This is a genomic window from Neisseria bacilliformis (genome assembly GCF_014055025.1).
Lineage (GTDB): Bacteria > Pseudomonadota > Gammaproteobacteria > Burkholderiales > Neisseriaceae > Neisseria > Neisseria bacilliformis.
The window spans coordinates 856547-877262 of record NZ_CP059571.1 but is presented as its reverse complement, the minus strand read 5'-3'; the positions used below and the strand labels follow the sequence as shown (position 1 = coordinate 877262).

The following is a 20716-nucleotide window of genomic DNA, read 5'->3' as shown; positions in this document are numbered from 1 at the left end:
GCGTTACGGTTTTTCCGCACCCTGCCCTGCCTAGGGTGTGTTGACATTCGGCTTGCGAGCGGTTTTTTGAGTAAAAAATGCCCGAATGCAAGGAAAAAAGCGCAGCAAGGTTGGACACCTGCGGGCATTTTTGACGCGGCAGGCGGGGGTTTTTTGCCAAAAACACCGCCGCAAGGCTGATTGTCAACACGCCCTAGTGTTCCGCCGTGTGTTCCCTTGCGCCTTCTGCCTGCTCCGCCGCTGCGCCGCAGTGGAAGCAGTAGCGGTAGAACACGCTTTTTCTGTTGTTGCAGCCGGTGCAGCGGTCGAACAGGCGGATGCTGCAATGGGGGCAGTAGTCCATTTCGGGATGGGTGAAGTCCAGCGGGCGTTCGCAGCCGGGGCAGATGCTTTTGCCGATGCGCTGCCAGGCGAGGTCGTAGTCGAGGGTGCGGCCGCGTTCGGCGGCGGGCTGCGCTTCTTCGGCGCGTTTGCGTTCGAGGTAGCGGTTCATGGCGGTGATGGCGTAGCGGCCGATGAGGACGGTGGCGAGGATGCCGACGGCGTAGCGGACGTAGCCGCCGTAGCTGGGCAGGTAGGGGACGAGTTCGACGAAGAAGGCGAAGAGGGCGAAGTAGATGAAGCCCCAGACAAACGGCCACCAGCGCGAGCGGCGTTTTTTGGCGAACAGCCAGCCGGCGGCCAGAAGCAGCGGCAGGGTGAGGGCGAGGCGGTAGGCGAATATTTGCAGCTCGGTGCGGCGATCGTCGGCGTCTTTGGCTTTTTGCGCGGCCTGTTCCAATTCGTTCAGACGGCCTTCGGCACGGGCGGTTTGCTGTCCGTTGTCGAGCAGAGCTTGCCGCAGGGCGTCGTGCCGCCGCTGCAATGCCTGCTCCTGCGCTTTGAGGCGGTCGAGTTTGCGCGTGCGTTCGATCACTTCGGGGTTTTGTTCGGACTGTTCGGTAACGGAACGGGTGGCCAGCCAGTTGTTCAGGCTTTGCTGTTCGGCGGCGGTCTGCGCCTGCTGTTTGTCCAATTCGAGAGCGGCCTGATCGCGTGCGTCGGCGAGTTTGGCCGCTTCGGTTTGCAGGCGTTCTTTTTCGGCGCGCAGGGGCTGTGCGCCGAGGCGGTCGGCGTAGTCTTCCAGCGTGCGGGTTTCCACCGCCAGCGGCAGATCGCCGATGATTTTGCCGCCCAAGCCGATAAGGAAGGAGGCGAACACCAGCGCGATCAGCCACAGGCCGCGCCGGAACCATTTTTCGGGCAGGCGGCTGCCTGCGGGTTTTTGTGCTGCCATTTTTTCATTCCTGACTGATGAAACGGGGGCAGTATAACCGCGCTTTCAGACGGCCTCAAACCGCCGCGCGCGGCAGAGGCCGTTTGAAAAACGGGAAAGACAGGGGCGGCGAAAGCTGCCATAATCGCGGCGCAGTTTTTTTCAACTCCCACCTAAGGAAAAATATGAAACTTGTCAAATCGCTTTCCCTCGCCGTTTTAACCGCCGCCATTCTGGCCGCCTGCGGCGGCGGCGACAAATCCGCGCCCGCCGCTTCGCAGCCGCAGGCACAACAGGCGCAGGGCAGTGAGAGCGACGGCATGCCCGCCGATTTGGCTGCCGTTATCGACGGCTATCCCACACCCGATCCGGTATTGACCCAGCCGATTGAAATTTCGGATAAAAAGTCGCCCACCGGCATGAAGGAGCTGCAAAAATTTGCCGAGCTGGCCAACGGCCCGGCGCAGCGTCAGGCCGCCGAGCTGCAACAGAAAATCCAGTCGCAGCTGCGCAACCAGAAATCCAACCAGGGCCCTTCGCCCGAGCTCTTGGCCTCGATTAAGGAAATGGGCGGTGTGCTGGACAAAATGAAGCAGGAAGTGGCCGCGCAAAACCTGCAAGACCCGGAAGTGAAAAACCTGGCCGACCGCGCCATGCTGGGCAGCGAGTTTGCCTACAAGGTCATCGAATACATGGCAAGCCAGGCCGGCAAAATGGATGGAGAGGCCGCACAGAAATCCGCCGCCTTTATGAACGCGTTCAACGGCAAAACCACCGCCATGCAGAAAGCTCTGGTGGAAAACCAACGCCTGGTGGGCGAAGCCGCGCAGAAGCTGTCGGAAAAATATTCCAAATAAAGCACAAAACGGAATGAGGCCGTCTGAAAAAGCGTTTTTCAGACAGCCTCCTGCCGCTTTTGTGCCTGAAAACGCGCTTTTTGTGCGGTTGCCCACCGCCGCGCCGGCGGATAATCCGCCCCCGCGCAAACTTTGCACCCGCCGCATTTGACAGCGCGGCGCGAAATGTCTATAAACCCGCGCCAGGGGCTGATTGCATTTGGTATTACGGCCGCTTTTGCGCCCTAAAACGGCATCTGCCGCGTTACAAATCCTCGCAAGGTGTCCAACCTTGCTGCGGTTTGCGCCTTGCATCTGCCGTTTTATGACGCAAAATCCGCTTCGCAAACCAATTGCAATCAGCCCTTGGTTTCCCTTTGCCCACCGAGTATCCGCCATGAAAAAACTGCTTTTCTTCTTCGCCGCCCTGTTCAGCCTCAGCCGCGCCTTCGCCGTCGATCCCGCGCAGCTGCTGCCGCCGGAAGAAGCCTTCGTGCCCAAAGTGTATGCCGAAGAAGGCGGCGTGAGCGTGGAATTCAAAATCGCCGACGGCTACTACCTCTACCGCGACAAAATCGCCATCGCCGCCGAGCCGCAGACCGCGTTCGACCCGGCCATGTTTCCCGAACCGGGCAAGGTGAAGGAAGACGAATTTTTCGGCCGCCAAACCGTGTACTACCACAAGGCCGAAGCCAGCTACCCCTTCCGCAACGGCGCGCCTGCGGGCGGCTACAAGCTCACCGTGATGTACCAGGGCTGCGCCGACGCGGGCGTGTGCTACCCGCCCAGCGAAACCGTGTTCGACATCACCGCGCCGGGCGAATACCAAGTGAAAGCCCCCGCCGAAAAACCCTCCGCCCGCTTCACCGCCCCCAAAAGCGGCATCAGCGAAGCCGAAGGCGGCGGTGCGCCCGCCCCGGCCAAAGCCCCCGACAGCAGCCGCTTCAAACTCTCCTGGGACACTCTGAACGCCAATCTGTTGGCGTTTTTTCTCGCCGGCCTCGGCCTGAGTTTCACCGCCTGCATGTACCCGCTCATCCCCATCGTGTCCAGCATCGTCGTAGGCGACAAAAACGCCTCCAAAGGCCGCGCCTTCATGCTCACCCTCGTCTACACCCAGGGGCTCGCCCTCACCTACACCCTCGTCGGCGTGATTGCCGGCACCACCGGCGCGCTGCTCACCGTCTGGCTGCAACAGCCCGCCGTCGTCCTCGCCGCCGCCGCCCTGATGGTCGTCCTCGCCCTTTCCATGTTCGGCCTGTTCAACATCCAGCTCCCCAACGCCGTGCAAAGCTACTTCCAAACCCAGAGCAACAAACTCTCCGGCGGCAAAATCGCCGGCGTGTTCGGCATGGGCATGCTCTCCGCCCTCATCGTCGGCCCCTGCGTCGCCCCCCCGCTCGCCTTCGCGCTGGGCTACATCGGCCAAACCGGCGACGCCCTGCTCGGCGGCCTCGCCCTCTACACCCTCGCGCTGGGCACCGGCGTGCCGCTCATCCTCATCGGCACCTTCGGCGGCCACATCCTGCCCCGGGCAGGCGACTGGATGAACGGCGTGAAATACGCCTTCGGCTTCATCCTGCTGGCCGTCGCCGTCTACCTCGCCAGCCCCTACCTGCCCTACCCCGCCGCCGCCGGCCTCTACACCCTGCTGCTCATCGCCCCCGCCGCCCTGCTGCTCTACCGCCTGCGCGGCATGAAAGGCCGTCTGAAAACCTTTTCCGCCCTCCTCTCCGCCGTATTGCTGGCAGGCGGCGCATGGTTCGGCATCCAAAGCGCGCGCGGCCAAACCACCGCCCTGCACAGCTTCCTCACCCTGCACCCCGCCGCCGAAGGCGCGGCGCACCAAAAATACACCGACACGGCCGAACTCAAAGCCGCGATGGCCGCCGCCCTCGCCGCCGACCCCTCCCGCCCCGTGGTGCTTGATTTTTACGCTGACTGGTGCGTGTCGTGCAAAGAAATGGAAGCGCACACCCTGCACAGCCCCGAAGTGGCCGCCGCCATCCCCGCCGACCGCTTCTTCCAAGCCGACGTAACCGCCAACCGCCCCGAACACCAGGCACTGCTGAAAGAATACGGCCTGTTCGGCCCGCCGGGCGTGTTCGTCGTCAAAGCCGACGGCAGCCACGGCGAAGCCCTGCTCGGCTTTACCCCTCCCGCCGACTTCGTCGCCTGGTACGAAAAAAACGCCCGCTGACACGCAGCAGGCAAAACGAAAGGCCGTCTGAAAAACATTTTTCAGACGGCCTTTCGTTGTTGTAGACGATGTAGGGTGTGTGGCACAGCCACGCACGCGGTTCGGGGGCTTGGGAAAGGCACGGATTCGTTGGGCGGTAGGGAACACGTGCGCCGCCTGCGGGCGACACCCTGCCGAACGGCAGAGGCCGTCTGAAAAAGCGGATTTCGTTTTTTCAGACGGCCTCTGCTGTTCGGCGGGTTTATCCGCGCTTGTCTTTGAGCCGTTTGCCGACGGTGTTGAAGAAGCCGCGCATGAGGTCGATGTCTTCGGTTTCGGGTTTGGCGCGGGCGAAGAGGTTGTGCAGGCGGCGGATGATGCGGGGGCTGTTGCGGCGGTTGAAGAAGCCGATTTCGTCCATCAGTTCGGCCATGTGGGCGGTCATGCCGGCGACTTGGTCGTGGGTGGCGGGGTGTTTTTGCGGGACGAGGTGGGAGAGGTCGGCTTCGGTTTGGCTGTACAGTTCGTAGGCGACGACCTGTACGGCCTGGGCAAGGTTGAGGGAGAAGTAGGCGGGGTTGCCGGCGATGGTCATCAGGCGGTTGCAGCTTTGCACTTCTTCGATGCTCAGGCCGAAGGTTTCGTTGCCGAAGACGAGGGCGGCGCGGCAGCCGGCGCGGGCGGTGTGGAGGATTTCGGGGGCGAGTTCGCGCGGGGTTTGCAGGGGGGCGGTGAGTTCGCGCTTGCGGCCGGTGAGGGCGCAGCTGACGACGGTGTCGGCCAGGGCGGCGTCGAGGGTGGGGACGGTAATGGCGGCGTCGAGTACGTCGGCCGCGCCGGAGGCGAGGATGTAGCTTTCTTCGGGCAGGCGGAAGGCTTGGGGCTTTTGCGGGTCGAAGGGGGGCGGCGCGGGGGTCATGGGGGTGGCCATGAGTTTGGGGGCGACGAGGATGAGGCGGGTGAGCCCCATGGTTTTCATGGCGCGGGCGGCGGAGCCGATGTTGGCGGGGTGGCTGGTGCGGGTGAGGACGACGGCGATGTTGTCGAGGTAGGCGGGGGCGGCTGGGGTCATGTCGGTTGTTTTCGGGCGGTGTTTTGTTTTTCAGACGGCCTGTTGCGCTTGGAGGCCGTCTGAAAAGGGGGTTTGATATTTGGTCGTTACGGTTGCAGGCGCAGTTTTTCCGCCCAGCGGGCTTCGGTGATGAGGGAGACTGCGCCTTCGGGGCTGCGGCGGAGGATAGCGCGTCCGTTGGAGTAGATGACGCCGCCGTCGGGCGCGGGGGTGTAGGCCATGACGCCGCGCAGGAGGACGGTTTGGCTGCCGTCGGCGGTGGTGCGGACGAGTTCCCAGTCGTCGGGGATGGCGGCGGGGTGGCGGTCGGCAGGATCGGCTTTTTTGTTTTGCCGCACTTTGACCAGGTTGCCTTCGATGAAGCGTTCTTCTTCGCTCTGCTGTTTGGCTTTGGCGGGGTTTGCGCCGGAGGTTTTGAGCGGTTCGCCGCCGTAGCGTTGGGTGAAGAAGTCGAGCCAGCCGAAGAGGGCTTTGGAGATTTTGAACGGGGCGAGCGCGAGGTCGCGCAGGCCGCTGCCGCCCTGATGGCCGGCGCGGTAGGGGCGGCGGATGCAGTAGAGGCCGCCCGCTCCGTCGGGGCGGGGCTGGAAGTAGTCGTGTTTGTCGTCGGACAGGACGGTGTCGAGCGTGCCCTCGGCGAGGTTGAGGCGGTTGACGGCGCGCGGGCCGAACACGAGGCCGCGCTCGGTGTGGGCGAGGCCGCAGGAGTCGTAATAGAGGATGTCGCTATTGTCGGGGTCGAAGGCGGGGTTGGAATCGCGGCATTCGCCTTCGGTGATGAAACGGAAGCGGTTGGCATCGAGCGGCATGAGGGCGATGTTGCGCTCGCCCCAGCCGCTGCCGGAGAGCGACAGGGCGAGGCGTTTGCCCTCTGCGTCGCAGGCCATGTCGTGTATCGTGCAGTCGGCATGGCGCAGCAGCAGCCCTTCGGCTTCGTCGGGCGCGTCGGGGTTTTTGCGCTGCACCGCGCCGCCCTGCTGCAACACCGCGCCGTAAACCAGGCGGCCGTCGGGCGTGCACACCGCGTCGGCGGGACGGATGTCGGACAGGTCGATTTCCTCCTGCCAAACGCCCATAAAGCCCGCGCCCGTGCCCTGCGTTTTCCATTCTTTTTTGCGGTGGATTTGTTTGAGGTTTTCCATATACTGTTCCACCGCGCCGCAGGACACGGGCGCGCTTGCGCCGTCGGCAAAGCGGAACAGGCGGCCGTCCCGCATATAGAAGAGTGCGTTCATCTGATGGGTTTCCTGTTTGTTGGGGCTGCGCAAAACGGCGTATAATCCGCGCCTTTTGCCGCCTGCGCAAAAGCGCGCATTTTCACACAAAACCGCCGCGCCCCGCAAAGCCCGAAACCGCAAGGATGCCCATGAACCCCTTTCTCAACACCGCCTTCAAAGCCGCGCGCAAAGCCGGCGACATGATGATCCGCGCCGCCAAAGACCTCGGCAGCGTCCGCTTCGACAGCAAAGCCTTCAACGATTTCGTCTCCGATGTGGACAGAATGTCCGAAACCATCCTCACCGACGCGCTCATCGAAGCCTACCCGCAGCACAAAATCACCGCCGAAGAAGGCGGCAGCCGGGGCAACCCCCGCGCCGACTACGAATGGATCATCGACCCGCTCGACGGCACCACCAACTACCTGCACGGCCATCCGCAATACGCCGTTTCGATGGCACTGTTATACAAAGGCAAAATCCAGGAAGCCCTCGTTTACGCCCCCGAGCGCAACGACCTCTACATGGCCTCGCGCGGCAAAGGCGCGCTGCTGAACGACCGCCGCATCCGCGTCTCCTCCCGCATCGAGCTGAACCAGTGCCTGATCGGCACGGGCTTTCCCGTGGTTGACCAAAGCCGCACCGACACCTACCTCGCCATCCTCAAAGACATCCTCGCCAAAACCGCCGGCGCGCGGCGCGAAGGTGCGGCCTCGCTGGACTTGTGCTCGCTGGCCGCCGGCCGTTTCGACGCCTTTTTCGAGTTCAACCTCAAACCGTGGGACATCGCCGCCGGCGCGCTTATCGCCCAAGAGGCCGGCGCGATCGTTACCGACACCGAAGGCGAACAGGGCTGGCTGCAAAGCGGCAACATCGCCGCCGCCAACCCGAAAGTGCTGGCGCAGCTGCTGCCCATCATCGCCGCGCACACGAAGGCCGTCTGAAAAAAGCGGCGGAAACTGCCGACAGGCAAAAGGACAAAGAGGCCGTCTGAAAAACCAATTTTCAGACGGCCTCAAACCGTATCGGCAAACCGCTTCCCGCAAACAATCGTGGCCGACAAGGTAGGGTGTGTCGCCCCGAGGCGACGCACGCGGTTTGGCCGCATGCCCCGAACGCCGCCTTGCCGCGCTTTCAGACGGCCTCCGTTTCCCCGTTCGAGCGATACCCGCCGCGCAACCCGAAACCGCGTGCGTGGCTTGCGCCACACACCCTACCCAAATGGCAAGAGGCCGTCTGAAAATCCGTTTTCAGGCGGCCTCTGAGCGTTTGTTACCGGCCTTTGAGCGCGGCAAGGCATTGTTTGTCGCGGGTTTCAAACGCCTGTGCGCCGCCGAGGAGGTCGAGCTGCTGCTGCGGGGTGAGGCGGGAGAATTTGCCCAGCTGCTTCTGGCTGAGTTTGTCCAGCGGCTGTTCCCACATGCACACGCAGTAGGCGGTAACGAGTTTGCCGTCTTGGTCGGCCAGCCCCATGCTTTGCAGGTCGGCCTGCCATTTGGGGGCGAAGGGGACGTTTTGGATGCAGGACTCGACGATGGCGGCTTTGGCTTTGGGCTTGCTCATCGCGCATTGCGACAGGAAGAAGGTGGCGGCGAAGAGGGAGGCAATAACCCACAGCCAGATGCGGATGGTGCGGATTTTGCCTTTGGCTTTGCGCTCGGCGGCACGGCGCGCTTCGGGGGTGTCCGCGCCGCCGTGCTGCCCGTTTTCGGGCGCGGGGGTGTTTTCAGACGGCCTTCCCTGCGGTTCAGTCATGCAGGCTCTCCATGCGGATCATGACGACTTTTTCGCGCACAGTGCCGAGGGTTTCGATGGCGGCAATGGCGGCTTTGACGTGTTTTTCCACGGTGCTGTGGGTGAGGATGACGATTTCGGCGGTGCGCCCGTCGAGCACGCCTTTTTGGATGAGGGCTTCGATGGAGACGTTTTGCGCGGCGAGCAGGCCGGCGATTTGGCCGAGCACGCCGGGTTTGTCTTCGGCTTGGACGCGCAGGTAGTAGCTGCTGGTGATTTCGTCCATGGGCAGCATGGTTTGCGCCTGCACCTGGGCGGGCTGGAAGGCGAGGGAGGGGACGCGCTGGCCGCTGTCGGCGGCGATGAGGCGGCTGGTGTCGATGATGTCGGCGACGACCGCGCTGGCGGTGGGCAGCGCGCCCGCACCCGCGCCGTAAAACAGGGTTTCGCCCACCATGTCGGCATTGACGCGCACGGCGTTCATCACACCGTTGACGTTGGCCAGCAGGCGGCTTTCGGGCAGCAGGGTGGGATGGACGCGCAACTCGATGCCTTTTTCGCTGCGGCGGGTGATGCCCAAGAGTTTGATGCGGTAGCCGAGTTCTTCGGCGTATTTGATGTCGCGGCTGTCGAGTTTGGAGATGCCTTCGAGGTAGCAGGCGGAGAAGTTGACGGGCGTGCCGAAGGCGAGGGCGGACATGATGGTGATTTTGTGGCCCGCGTCGTGGCCTTCGATGTCGAATGTGGGGTCGGCTTCGGCGTAGCCCAGGCGTTGGGCTTCTTTGAGCACGTCGGCAAACGCGCTGCCTTTTTCGCGCATTTCGGAGAGGATGAAGTTGCTGGTGCCGTTGATGATGCCGGCGATGCTGCGGATGCGGTTGGCGGCCAGCCCTTCGCGCAGGGCTTTGATGATGGGGATGCCGCCGGCGACGGCGGCTTCAAACTGCACCATCACGTTGTGTTTTTCCGCCAGCGCGAAGAGCTCGCCCCCGTGTTCGGCCAGCAGTTTTTTGTTGGCGGTTACGATGTGTTTGCCGTGGCGCACGGCCTCGAACACCAGCTCTTTGGCGATGCCGGTGCCGCCGAAGAGTTCCACGACAATATCGACTTCGGGATGGCGCACGACTTCAAACGGGTCGGCCGTTATCCGCGTTCCGTCCGGGCAGAGGGCGCGGGCTTTGGCTTCGTCGCGCGTGGACACCATAAAGATATTGACCCCGCGCCCGAGGCGGCGGGCGATTTCCGCCGCGTTGCCGCGCAATACTTCGACCGTGCCTCTGCCGACGGTGCCCAAACCCAAAATGCCGATATTCACCGGTTTCATCGCTGCTCCTTGTTAAGCGTTTTCCGAATGGTTAAACTTGCTGCAAAAAAGGCGCAATCCTACCCGAAAACCCTTTATTCAGAAAGCACAATATGCAGTTTCAGGAAAACAGCCCCGCAGGAGGCGCAGCGTGGTCGGCAGATGGAAAAGGCCGTCTGAAAAACGGCGGAACCGTATATGAAACGCCCGTCTGCCTGATCGGCGGACGGGTTTTTCCGGTGTCGGAAAGCAGGCCGGAAGACTTGTCGGCCGAAACGTTTGAAAAACTGTTTGCCGAACATGGCGCGCCGGAAGTGGTGCTGGTGGGCACGGGCGCGAAGCAGCGGTTTCTGCATCCGCGCCTCAACGCCGCGCTGGCCGCGCACGGGGCGGGCATCGAATACATGTCCACAGCCGCCGCCTGCCGCACGCTGCTGATGCTGCAAAGCGAAGGGCGCGAAGTGTGGGCGTGGCTGTGGCCGCAGGAGGCCGTCTGAAAAACGGGGGCGGCGGATGAAAAACAGATGGGCGGCGTTTGCGGCAGGCATGGCGTGCCTGCTTTCCTGCGGCGCGTGCGAACAGGAAGTGGCGCGGGAGGACATTTGGGATTTGCGCGTTACGGTCGGCGGCGGCGAAGTCAGAATTAACGGCCTGCTCGGCAACAGCGCGATGGGCGTATCCGGCGTGCGCACGCGGTTTGACGAACAAAGCGGCGAGCTGAACTTCCTGCTGTTGCAGCAAATTGCCGGCCGCAGTTATTCGGGCAGAATCTCGGAAAAAATCACCGTGCCCTATCCGCCCGTGAAAATCACTTACGGCAAAGCGGCACAAACCGTGTGGCAGAGGCCGCCCGAAAAGGCCGCCCCGCCCGCAAATACGCTTTCAGACGGCCGCTAACCGTGCCATAATCCGCCGCCTTTGTCCCGCCGCCCTCCCCGCCCGCCATGATCACCGAATTCAAACGCATCGGCATCGTTACCCGCCCCGAAACGCCGCAGATAGAAGAAACCCTACACACCCTCGCCGCCTTCCTGCTCGCGCAGGGGCTGGAAGTCTTTATCGACCGCGAAAGCGTGGCAGGCGGCGTGGTGCGCGAAGACGACCTCGCCCGCTGTCGCGTAACCGACAAAGACAACATCGGCCGCGAATGCAGCCTGGTCATTGTGCTCGGCGGCGACGGCACGTTTCTCTCCGCCGCCCGCAAAGTCGCCCCCTTCCGCATCCCCCTCATCGGCGTCAACCAGGGGCATTTGGGCTTCCTCACCCAAGTGCCGCGCGAAAACATGGTCGCCGAAATCGCCGGCATGCTCACCGGCAAACACCACGCCGAAGAACGCATCCTGCTGGAAACCGACCTGATACGCGGCGCAGGCAGCGTGAAAAAATCCCTAGCCCTGAACGACGTTGTGATCTCGCGCGGCGGCGCGGGGCAGATGATAGAGTTTGAAACCTTTATCAATCAGGAGTTTGTCTATACCCAGCGTTCGGACGGCCTCATCGTTTCCACCCCCACCGGCTCCACCGCCTACGCCCTCGCCGCCGGCGGCCCCATCTTGCAGGCCAGCCTGCGCGCCTTCACCCTCGTCCCCATCTGCCCGCAATCGATGACCAACCGCCCGATCGCCGTGGCCGACACCTGCGAAATCGACATCCTCATCACCAAAGCCGGCGACGCCCGCGCCCATTTCGACGGACAGTCCTACATCGACATCCAAAGCGGCGACATCCTGCGCATCCGCCGCTACCGCCACAACCTGCGCGTGCTGCACCCCGTGGATTACAGCTACTACACCACCCTGCGCCAGAAACTGCACTGGGGCGAACAGCTCGTCCCCATCGCCCAGCACGGCTGAACCGCCCCGATGCCTTGAAATTCCCGTGCCCCGTCCCACCTTGCCAGCACATAACGTTTGCGCGAAAATGCGCGCCGCACCAACAAGTTTGAGGAAAAAAACCATGTCCGACGAATCACCCATCATCTTCACCGAAAGCTGCTGCACCAAAGTGGCCGACCTCATCGCCGAAGAAAACAACCCCGATCTGAAACTGCGCGTCTTCGTCAACGGCGGCGGCTGCTCCGGCTTCCAATACGGCTTCACCTTCGACGAAATCAAAAACGACGACGACTTTGAAATCGTCAAAAACGGCCTAACCTTCCTCGTCGACCCGATGAGCTACCAATACCTCGTCGGCGCGGAAATCGACTATACCGAAAGCCTGCACGGCTCGCAGTTCGTCATCCGCAACCCCAACGCCGAAACCACCTGCGGCTGCGGCTCGTCCTTCTCCGTATAGCAGGCAGCAACCGTCGCGCAGCAAAAAAAAGCCCGAACCCTCGGGCTTTGTCTTATTCCAAACCATTTCGGGCGGCACCGTTTTCAGACGGCCTCCCGCACACGGCAGGTGCCGCCGACCGCAAAAGCCCGATTTCCCGCCTTTGGTTGCGCCGCATCATGCCGTTTTTGCCCGTTTGGGGTATAATTCGCAAAAAATTTTACACAAATTTAAAATCATTTTAAGCGGCGGCAGTTCCACGCGGATTCGGACGCATTAATGAGCACCCCAGAAAGACTATTCGACGTTTACATTTCCTACCCGCCCGGCATCGACCATCGGCAGGTAGACAGCACCATCCGCCAGCATCTCACCGAAGAAGAGGCGGACGAAGTCATCCGCGCGCTCGAAGAACACCCGCAGGCCATCATCGCCGAACGCTGCACCAACGAAGAACGCCTCAACGCGCAAAACTACTTCGGCTATCTGGGCTTGGACGTCATCATCCGCCTCTCGCTCGAACTGATGGAAGACCCCGACGAAGAAAAGCCGGACAAACCCGCCGAACTCGTGCCGCAGTGCCCCGTCTGCTTCACCATCTTTGAAGACCCCGACACCACCGAGTGCCCCACCTGCCACATCCACCTCAAAACCGCCACCGAAGCCTTCATCTACCGCAAACGCATCGAATGGCAGGAGCGGTTGGCCTTCGAGCACCGCAAACAGCACGAAATCGCCTACCGCATGCTGCGGGAAAAACAGGCCGAAGAGCGCAAAATCCGCAACCAAATCCGCAACGAGCTGGAAACCGAGCTGTTGCAGGAACTCGGCATCTTGAACGGCTGGCAGTCGGTGCTGTACAACAGGCGCGTACTCGTCATCACCCTGGCCGTATCCGCACTGGTGCTGGTGTTTTTCGCAGCCGGATACCTGCTGGCCAGGCTGCTGGCCTAACCGCGCCGCCGCAATAAAGCAAGAGGCCGTCTGAAAAATATTTTTCAGACGGCCTTCCGTTCTTTATCCGCCCGACGCGGCACATGCGCGAACCCCAAAGACCGCGTGCGTGGCTGCGCCACACACCCTACCTATACGGCAGCGGGCAGGCTGGGTTGCAAACCCGACATTGGCGGGTTGCGCGGGTTGTCGGGTCTCGACCCAACCTACCTTTGCTGAAAATTGTGTAATGCGTTTTCAGACGGCCTCTTTGCCACACCAGCCCGTGCCAAACCTGCCGTAGGGTGTGTCGCCCCTAGGCGACGCACGCGTTCTCTGACGCATCACCATCCGTGCCCTACCCCGCCAAACCCCAAATCGCGCACGCAGTTTTTAACGCCAAAGGCCGTCTGAAAAACAGTTTTCAGACGGCCTCAAACCTTTGTACGCACACACCGGCACAGGCTCAGAATTTCACGCCTTTGTGCAGGGCGACGATGCCTGCACTCAGGTTGTGGTAGTCCACGCTGTCGAAGCCCGCGTCGAGCATCATCTGTTTCAGGGTTTCCTGGTCGGGGTGCATGCGGATGGACTCGGCCAGATACTGATAGCTGTCGGCGTCTTTGGCGATCAGTTTGCCCATCAGCGGCAGCAGTTTGAAGGAATAGAGGTCGTACGCGCCTTCGAGCGGTTTGTAGACTTTGGAAAATTCCAATACCAGCAGCGTGCCGCCTGGTTTCAGCACGCGGTACATTTCTTTGAGCGCGGCATCTTTGTGGGTCATGTTGCGCAGGCCGAAGGCGACGGACACGAGGTTGAAGTAATTGTCGGGAAACGGCAGCTTTTCCGCGTCGGCCAGCGAAACGGGCAGGATCAGCCCTTCGTTGAGCAGGCGGTCGCGGCCGACGGTGAGCATGGAGGAGTTGATGTCGGTGAGCCACACTTCGCCTTCTTTGCCCACGCGTTTTGCCCAGCCGCGCGAGAGGTCGCCCGTGCCGCCGGCGATGTCGAGCACTTTGTCGCCCTTTTTCAAGCGCGCGGTTTGGATGGTGAAGTGTTTCCACACGCGGTGCAGGCCGCCGGACATCACGTCGTTCATGATGTCGTAGTTTTTGGCGACGGAGTGGAACACTTCGGCCACTTTGCCGGCTTTTTCGCTTTCGTTGACGGTGGAGAAACCGAAGTGGGTTTTTTGCTCGCTCATGGGTGTTTTTCTTTCTGTAACAGGGGTTTCAGACGGCCTTCAATGCCCGCCGCAGCCGCCGCAGCCGCTTTTCTTTTTTGGTGCGGCCGCAGTTTCCGACGGTGTGCGCGAGGCGCCGGCGGCTTTGAGGCGGGCGAGGTAGTCGCGCCACATTGTAGCGTATTCGTGTGCCAGTTTATACAGATAGTCCCAGTCGTAGAGGCCGCTGTCGTGGCCGTCTGAAAAGACGATTTTCAGCGCGTAGTTGCCGACGGGGTCGAGGTCGGTGATGGTGGTGCCCAGCTTGCCCGCCTGCAACACTTCCTGCCCCGGGGCGTGGCCGCGCACTTCTGCGCTGGGGGAATAGACGCGCAGGTATTCGGCACTCAATTCTTTGGTTTGCCCGCCGTAAACCAGGGCGAGGGCGGCGCGGTCGGGGCGCAGGCGGATTTCTTCGGGAAGCGGGTGTTTCATGTTTTTCCTTGTGTTTCCATTATTTGACGGCTAACGGCCGAACAGCAGTACCAGCGAGATGCCGGCAAACGACAAAACGGTGGTCAACAGCATCACCGCCGCGCCGCGCTGCTCGTGGCCGTATTGCGTGTGGATGATGGCCACCATGCTCGCCATCGGCACGCAGGAGAGCAGCGCGCCGGCAAACAGCATGTCGCGCCCCGCGCCCAAAAGCGCGAGAAACAGCAGCGTCAGCAGCGGGAACAGGACGAGTTTCATCGCCGTGAGCAGCAGGATTTCGCCCAGCCGGCCGCCGAGTTTGAGGCCGACCAGGCTGCCGCCGATGACAAACAGGGCAACCGGAGCCGAGCCAGAAGCGAGCACCGAGGCGGTTTTCAGCAGCGCGGCGGGCAGCGGCAGCCAGCCCAGCGCGAAGGGCAGCGCGGCAAACTGCGCCAGCATAATCGGGTTTTTCAACAGATTGGCGACAACCGGCAGCGCGGTTTTCAGACGGCCTTTTTCCCCGCCCCCGCCGGCCGAGTCGGCCAGAAGGAAAAACAGCGGAATCAGAAACATATTTTCCACCAGCACGTTCATGGCGAAATATTTGCCCGCCGCCTCGCCCACCGCCATGGTGAGAATCGGGTAGCCGATAAAGCCCGTGTTGGAGAAGGACACGGCAAAGCCGCCCAAGGCCGCCTGCACCCCGTCGCCCGTGCGCAGGCGCATCAGGAGCCAGCCGGCGGAGAAGGCGCAGAAGGTCGCCAGGCCGTAGCCCGCCAGATACACCGCGTCGAACACCTCGCGAAAGGGTTTGCCCGCAATGGCGAAAAACACCAGCGCGGGCAGGCCGGTTTTCAGCACGAATTTCGCCGCGCCGCGCAATTCCTCGAAGCAGAACGCGCCCGAACGCACCGCGCCGTAGCCCAGCGCGATAATCAGAAAAACCGGTGCGGTAATGTTGAACACGTCCTGCATGATGCGCCCCGTGTGCGGCGGAAAACGAAAGCGCGGATTCTAGCAGAAGCGGCAGGCCGTCTGAAAACGCCCGATTGTAAACGGCAGCCTCGGGCGTTATAGTGCGGCGGTTTTTTGTCAGGAAAGGATTGTTTTTATGGACACACAAGCCGTAAGCGCGCACATCGTGCAATGGCTGCGCGACTATGCCGCCGCCGCCCGCGCCCGAGGATTTGCCGTCGGCGTCTCCGGCGGCGTCGATTCCGCCGTCGTCTCCGCGCTGGCCGCACGCAGCGGGCTGGACGTGCTGCTGCTGGAAATGCCCATCCGCCAGCAGGCCGACCAGGTCAGCCGCGCGCAGCAGCACATCGCCCGCCTGACGGGCGCGTTCGCCAACGTCAGAAGCCTGCGCGCCGACCTCACCCCCGTTTTCAACCTGTTCGCCGACACGGTAAACGTCAGCGAGGCCGACTACCCCGCCAAACAGCTCGCCCTGGCCAACAGCCGCTCGCGCCTGCGCATGCTCACCCTGTATTACTACGCCCAGATAAACGGCCTGCTCGTGGCCGGCACCGGCAACAAAATCGAAGACTTCGGCGTGGGCTTTTTCACCAAATACGGCGACGGCGGCGTCGATCTCAGCCCGATTGCCGACCTCACCAAAACCCAGGTGTACGCGCTGGCCGAGCACCTCGACATCCTCCCCGCCATCCGCGAGGCCGTGCCCACCGACGGCCTGTGGGACACCGAGCGCACCGACGAAGCACAGATGGGCGCGTCCTACCCCGAACTCGAACGCGCCATGGCCGCCGCCGCAGCGGGCAAAACCCGCAGCGACTTCACCGGCCGCGAGCAGGAAGTGTTCGACATCTACACCCGCCTCAACCGCGCCGCCCAACACAAAATCCAACCCGTGCCCGTGTGCAGAATCCCGCCGCAGATGCTGGCGTGAACCGAATAAGAGGCCGTCTGAAAACCGTGTAATGCGTTTTCAGACGGCCTCTCTGCCACACCGTCTGTGCCAAACCTGCCGCAGGGTGTGCCGCCCCGAGGCGGCGCACGCGGTTCTGCGCCGCAGCGGGTAGCTTGGATTGCAAACCCAACATTGGCAGATTGAAACCTCTGCAAAACCCGGAATCACGGAACATGCCGTCATTCCCGCGCAGGCGGGAATCTTGCCGGAATTCAAGCAATATTTTGTTTTTCAATAGAATTGTTGAGTCCCAACCAAGATTCCCGCCTGCGCGGGAATGACGGCATTTTGATTTGCGGGCTGCTGTCAGGGTTTTGCAAAGGTTTCAGCTTGCGCGGGTGTTGGGTCTCGATCCAACCTGCCTTGGTTTTTCAGACGGCCTCTTTGCCCTGCTGCAAACGCACGGCGAACACGCCGCGCAGGGCGTTGCTCAAACGGATTTCTTCGGCCTCGCCCAACATTTCGCGGCTGATGTGCGCTTCCGTTACCGCGTCCGCGCCGAGATACGGCAGCGGGTTTGCCAGAATTTCCTGCCGCATCACGCCGTTTAAGATGTCCGAATCCAAAGCGGGCGTAAGCCAGCGGCCGCGATGTTTGACGAACACATTGCTGCGGCCGCCTTCGAGCAAAAGGCCGTCTGAATTGAAAAACAGGCTGTCGAACGCACCCTGCCGTTCCGCCGCCCGCCAACCCTCGTCAAACACGGCGCGGCGGCTGGTTTTGAAACGGCGCAGCCAATCGCGGCGCGGCAGAACAACGGGCGAGACCATCGCGCTTTGCGGCGCGGCCAGTTCGGCGAGCGGGGCGTGTGCGAAGGTGAGGCCGTCTGCATCCAGCATGATTTTCACGCGCAGCGGCGTGTCGGGCAGCGCGGCGAGGCATTCGCGGATTTGCGTTTCGCCATCCTGCGGCAGCGGCAGGTTGAGCGATTCGGCGGCGGTTTTCAGACGGCCTAAGTGTCTTTCCAATAAAGCGCATTGCCGGTTTTCCACGCGCAGGGTTTCAAACACGGCAAAATCGGGGCGCAACTCGTTGAGAAAACGGGCTTTCCAGCCGCATTCGAGCCATTCGGCCTGCGGGTCGCTGTCGGTAACGATGCCCGAGCCGACACCGTAAACGCCGTGCCAAAGGTCGTCTGAAAGCGCGGGGGTCAGCGTCAAAGTGCGGATAACAACGTTGAACACGCCTTCAAAGCCGAGTCCGCCCGCGCAGGGATTGAGAAAGCCGATGCTGCCGGTGTACAGGCCGCGCGGCTCGGTTTCGAGGCTGTCGATGATTTCCATGCTTTTGCGCTTGGGTGCGCCGGTAATGCTGCCGCAGGGGAAGGCGGCGCGGAAAATGTCGGCGGCAGTCGTGCCGCGTTTGGCCTGCGCTTCAATGCGGCTGGTCATCTGCCACACGCTGCCGAAGCGCGACACTTTAAACGGCTCGGGCACGCGCACGCTACCGGTTTCGGCGGTTTTACCCAAGTCGTTGCGCAGCAGATCGACAATCATCACGTTTTCGGCGCGGTTTTTCGGGTCGGCCTGCAGGGCGCGGGCGCGGTTTTCGTCGCCGCCGTCGCCCAAAATCGGGGCTGTGCCTTTCATCGGCTCGGTGCTGATGAGGCCGTCTGAACGAATGTTTAAAAAGAGTTCGGGCGAAAAACACAATGTCCACGTTTCTTCGCCGCGCATATCGGGCAGGCGGCAGAGCGCGGCATAGGGCACGGGTTGGCGCAGGCGGCAGTAGAGCGCGGCGGGGCTGCCGTAGGCTTGAAGATGCAGGCGCAGGGTGTAATTGATTTGGTAGCAGTCGCCGCGTGCGATGGCTTCTTGAATGGCGCGGATGCGGGCGAGATATTCGGCTTCGGATACGGAGGGGCGCGGCGCGGAAATGCCGGCGGGGGCTGCGCCGCCGTTTGCCGCCAGCCAGCTTTCGGCATCGGCGGGGCGTTTTTCGGCGAACCAGTGCAGGGCGAGGCGGCCGCCGTTTTCGGAGGGCAGTTTTTGCAGCGGCAGGCCGAAGACGTAGTCGGCGGCGAGGAAAACATGCAGGCCGCGCGCCCAGCCTTTTTGCAGCAGGCCGTCCAAGGCGTCGAGGCCGTCTGAAAACAGGAAATCGCTGTATTGCAGCTTGTCGAAAAGCACGGCGCGGCCTTGCAGCGCGTCATCGAGCAGGGCGAAATGGGGCATGGGCGTCAAACGGGAAAAAGCGCGGATTATAAGCTGGTTGAAGGGTGGCGGGCGTTTGTTTGTTTGTGTCAAAGCGCGTAAAATCCACCGTGAACAACCATAAACAAACCACGAAAGGATCAAGTATGGCCGACCGTCAGTTAAAACCCTTCGAGCAGGTGGAAGTGGGCGAAAACAAAGACCGCTTGCAGGTGTTTGAAGAGGAAGTGCTGCAACACCAGGGCAAAGTTTCCGGCGAAGATTCCAGCACTGCGCCGCTGCCGCAGGACTACCCCTACCGCCTGCGCATGAGCCGGCGCGTGTACGAAAAGGAAAAAGCCGCGCTGCAAATCGAGCTTTTGAAAGTGCAAAGCTGGGTGAAGGAATCCGGCCAGCGCATCGTGAGCCTGTTTGAAGGCCGCGACGCGGCGGGCAAGGGCGGCACCATCAAACGCTTTATGGAACACCTGAACCCGCGCGGCGCGCGCGTGGTCGCGCTGGAAAAACCCAGCGAAACCGAACGCGGCCAATGGTATTTCCAACGCTACATCCAAAACCTGCCCACCGCCGGCGAAATGGTGTTTTTCGACCGCTCCTGGTACAACCGCGCAGGCGTGGAGCGCGTGATGGGCTTCTGCACCCCGCAGCAGTATCTGCTGTTTATGCGCCAGGCGCCCGAATTGGAAAGAATGCTGGTCAACAGCGGCCTGCACCTGTTCAAATTCTGGTTTTCCGTTTCCCGCGAAGAACAGCTGCGCCGCTTCATCTCCCGCCGCGACGATCCCTTGAAACACTGGAAACTCTCACCGGTGGACATCCAGTCGCTCGACCGCTGGGACGACTACACCGAGGCGAAAAACGCCATGTTCTTCCACACCCACACCGGCGACGCGCCCTGGACCATCATCCGCTCCGACGACAAAAAACGCGCCCGCCTCAACTGCATCCGCCACTTCCTGCACCAGCTCGACTACCCGGGCAAGGACGTGAAAGCCATCGGCAAAGTCGATCCGAAAATCGTCAAAGTGCCGGACACGCAGTTTAAAGAGAAAAGCATGGACGTTATCGGCGACTGAGTGCCAAGTGCCCGCCGGATAAGGCAGAGAGGCCGAGACCTTTGCAAAATCCCCCCCAAATCCCCTAAATTCCCACCAAGACATTTAGGGGATTTCTCATGGGCACCTTCTTTCAGCAAACCGCACAAGCCATGATTGCCAAACACATCGATCGCTTCCCACTATTAAAGCTGGATCAAGTGATTGATTGGCAACCGATCGAACAGTACCTGAATCGTCAAAGAACCCGTTACCTCCGAGACCACCGCGGCCGTCCCGCCTATCCCCTGCTGTCCATGTTCAAAGCCGTCCTGCTCGGACAATGGCACAGCCTCTCCGATCCCGAACTCGAACACAGCCTCATCACCCGCATCGACTTCAACCTGTTTTGCCGTTTTGACGAACTGAGCATCCCCGATTACAGCACCTTATGCCGCTACCGCAACTGGCTGGCGCAAGACGACACCCTGTCCGAACTGCTGGAACTGATCAACCGCCAACTGGCCGAGAAAAACCTAAAAGTAGAGAAGGCATCCGCCGCCGTCATTGACGCCACCATTATTCAGACCGCCGGCAGCAAACAGCGTCAGGCCATAGAAGTCGATGAAGAAGGACAAGTCAGCGGCCAAACCACACCGAGTAAAGATAAAGATGCCCGTTGGACAAAGAAAAACGGCCTCTACAAACTCGGTTACAAACAACATACCCGCACCGATGAGGAAGGCTATATCGAGAAACTGCACATTACCCCCGCCAATACCCATGAGTGCAACCATCTGTCGCCTTTGCTGGAAGGGATAGCCGAAGGCACGACCGTCTATGCCGATAAAGGCTACGACAGTGCGGAAAACCGGCAACATCTGGAAGAGCATCGGTTGCTGGACGGCATTATGCGCAAAGCCCACCGCAACCGTCCGCTGACGGAAGCGCAAACCAAACGTAACCGGTATTTGTCGAAAACCCGTTATGTGGTCGAACAGAGCTTCGGTACGCTGCACCGTAAATTCCGCTACGCCCGGGCAGCCTATTTCGGGCTGCTCAAAGTGAGTGCGCAAAGCCATCTGAAGGCAATGTGTTTGAACCTGTTGAAAGCGGCTAACAGGCTAAGTGTGCCTGTTTGCGCCTAAAAGGCGGCCCGG

20 protein-coding genes are annotated in these 20716 nt (G+C 61.6%); 11 read left to right on the top strand and 9 right to left on the bottom strand.

What is annotated here, in order from left to right; translation table 11 throughout:
• Positions 1-193 precede the first annotated feature (193 nt).
• Positions 194-1276, bottom strand: coding sequence for a hypothetical protein (locus H3L91_RS04475; RefSeq protein WP_007342357.1), 1083 nt, complete (start codon positions 1274-1276; stop codon positions 194-196).
• A 164-nt stretch (positions 1277-1440) separates the two neighbouring features.
• Between H3L91_RS04475 and H3L91_RS04470 the strand changes: the two genes are divergently transcribed.
• Positions 1441-2112 carry a PM1805 family lipoprotein gene (locus tag H3L91_RS04470; protein WP_007342356.1) on the top strand — a complete coding sequence of 224 codons (672 nt, stop codon included), beginning with the start codon at positions 1441-1443 and terminating at the stop codon, positions 2110-2112.
• 376 nt (positions 2113-2488) lie between these two features.
• Positions 2489-4291: a protein-disulfide reductase DsbD gene (gene dsbD / locus H3L91_RS04465; RefSeq protein WP_040658794.1), complete on the top strand. Its 1803-nt coding sequence runs from the start codon at positions 2489-2491 to the stop codon at positions 4289-4291.
• A gap of 241 nt (positions 4292-4532) precedes the next feature.
• Here the strand turns inward: dsbD and H3L91_RS04460 are convergent, their stop codons facing one another.
• Together H3L91_RS04460 and H3L91_RS04455 are read right to left on the bottom strand one after the other, a co-directional pair.
• Complete coding sequence (locus tag H3L91_RS04460; RefSeq protein WP_007342353.1) at positions 4533-5342, bottom strand: RNA methyltransferase; 810 nt, start codon at positions 5340-5342, stop codon at positions 4533-4535.
• An 86-nt stretch (positions 5343-5428) separates the two neighbouring features.
• Positions 5429-6577, bottom strand: a complete 1149-nt coding sequence (locus H3L91_RS04455; RefSeq protein WP_007342352.1) for a TolB-like translocation protein — start codon at positions 6575-6577, stop codon at positions 5429-5431.
• Between the two features lie 131 nt (positions 6578-6708).
• On the opposite strand from H3L91_RS04455, the gene H3L91_RS04450 reads away from it, so the two are divergent.
• Entirely contained in the window at positions 6709-7503 is a 795-nt protein-coding gene (locus tag H3L91_RS04450) for an inositol monophosphatase family protein (RefSeq protein WP_040658792.1), read from the top strand.
• A gap of 328 nt (positions 7504-7831) precedes the next feature.
• Here H3L91_RS04450 and H3L91_RS04445 read toward each other — a convergent pair whose 3' ends face one another.
• Positions 7832-8314 (bottom strand): hypothetical protein, encoded by a 483-nt coding sequence (locus H3L91_RS04445; protein WP_007342350.1) that lies wholly within the window; start codon positions 8312-8314, stop codon positions 7832-7834.
• Positions 8307-9617 carry a homoserine dehydrogenase gene (locus H3L91_RS04440; RefSeq protein WP_007342349.1) on the bottom strand — a complete coding sequence of 437 codons (1311 nt, stop codon included), beginning with the start codon at positions 9615-9617 and terminating at the stop codon, positions 8307-8309. The genes H3L91_RS04445 and H3L91_RS04440 overlap by 8 nt, the downstream gene beginning before the upstream one ends.
• Before the next feature lie 92 nt (positions 9618-9709).
• Between H3L91_RS04440 and H3L91_RS04435 the strand changes: the two genes are divergently transcribed.
• The 5 genes from H3L91_RS04435 (at position 9710) to H3L91_RS04415 (ending at position 12824) form a co-directional block, all read left to right on the top strand.
• Complete coding sequence (locus tag H3L91_RS04435) at positions 9710-10093, top strand: Mth938-like domain-containing protein (RefSeq protein ID WP_007342348.1); 384 nt, start codon at positions 9710-9712, stop codon at positions 10091-10093.
• A gap of 16 nt (positions 10094-10109) precedes the next feature.
• Positions 10110-10493, top strand: a complete 384-nt coding sequence (locus H3L91_RS04430; RefSeq protein WP_007342347.1) for a hypothetical protein — start codon at positions 10110-10112, stop codon at positions 10491-10493.
• Between the two features lie 47 nt (positions 10494-10540).
• Positions 10541-11449: an NAD(+) kinase gene (locus H3L91_RS04425; RefSeq protein ID WP_007342346.1), complete on the top strand. Its 909-nt coding sequence runs from the start codon at positions 10541-10543 to the stop codon at positions 11447-11449.
• Between the two features lie 103 nt (positions 11450-11552).
• Complete coding sequence (gene erpA, locus H3L91_RS04420; protein ID WP_007342345.1) at positions 11553-11891, top strand: iron-sulfur cluster insertion protein ErpA; 339 nt, start codon at positions 11553-11555, stop codon at positions 11889-11891.
• A 258-nt stretch (positions 11892-12149) separates the two neighbouring features.
• A complete protein-coding gene (locus tag H3L91_RS04415; RefSeq protein ID WP_007342343.1) occupies positions 12150-12824 on the top strand; it encodes a hypothetical protein in 675 nt (224 codons plus the stop codon).
• Positions 12825-13269: 445 nt separating this feature from the next.
• Here H3L91_RS04415 and ubiE read toward each other — a convergent pair whose 3' ends face one another.
• Genes ubiE through H3L91_RS04400 form a run of 3 tightly spaced genes read right to left on the bottom strand, consistent with a single transcriptional unit; the run spans position 13270 to position 15417 of the window.
• A complete protein-coding gene (ubiE, locus tag H3L91_RS04410; protein ID WP_007342342.1) occupies positions 13270-14007 on the bottom strand; it encodes a bifunctional demethylmenaquinone methyltransferase/2-methoxy-6-polyprenyl-1,4-benzoquinol methylase UbiE in 738 nt (245 codons plus the stop codon).
• Between the two features lie 39 nt (positions 14008-14046).
• Positions 14047-14460: a gamma-butyrobetaine hydroxylase family protein gene (locus tag H3L91_RS04405; RefSeq protein ID WP_007342341.1), complete on the bottom strand. Its 414-nt coding sequence runs from the start codon at positions 14458-14460 to the stop codon at positions 14047-14049.
• 30 nt (positions 14461-14490) lie between these two features.
• A complete protein-coding gene (locus tag H3L91_RS04400) occupies positions 14491-15417 on the bottom strand; it encodes an AEC family transporter (RefSeq protein WP_007342340.1) in 927 nt (308 codons plus the stop codon).
• Between the two features lie 136 nt (positions 15418-15553).
• Between H3L91_RS04400 and nadE the strand changes: the two genes are divergently transcribed.
• Entirely contained in the window at positions 15554-16348 is a 795-nt protein-coding gene (gene nadE / locus H3L91_RS04395; RefSeq protein WP_007342339.1) for an NAD(+) synthase, read from the top strand.
• Positions 16349-16740: 392 nt separating this feature from the next.
• On the opposite strand, the gene H3L91_RS04390 is transcribed toward nadE, so the two are convergent.
• Positions 16741-18543 (bottom strand): bifunctional chorismate-binding protein/class IV aminotransferase, encoded by a 1803-nt coding sequence (locus H3L91_RS04390; RefSeq protein ID WP_040658790.1) that lies wholly within the window; start codon positions 18541-18543, stop codon positions 16741-16743.
• A gap of 125 nt (positions 18544-18668) precedes the next feature.
• On the opposite strand from H3L91_RS04390, the gene ppk2 reads away from it, so the two are divergent.
• Both ppk2 and H3L91_RS04380 read left to right on the top strand, forming a co-directional pair.
• Positions 18669-19598: a polyphosphate kinase 2 gene (gene ppk2, locus H3L91_RS04385; protein WP_007342336.1), complete on the top strand. Its 930-nt coding sequence runs from the start codon at positions 18669-18671 to the stop codon at positions 19596-19598.
• A 98-nt stretch (positions 19599-19696) separates the two neighbouring features.
• Positions 19697-20704, top strand: a complete 1008-nt coding sequence (locus tag H3L91_RS04380) for an IS5 family transposase (RefSeq protein ID WP_182109885.1) — start codon at positions 19697-19699, stop codon at positions 20702-20704.
• The last annotated feature ends 12 nt before the right edge of the window (positions 20705-20716 follow it).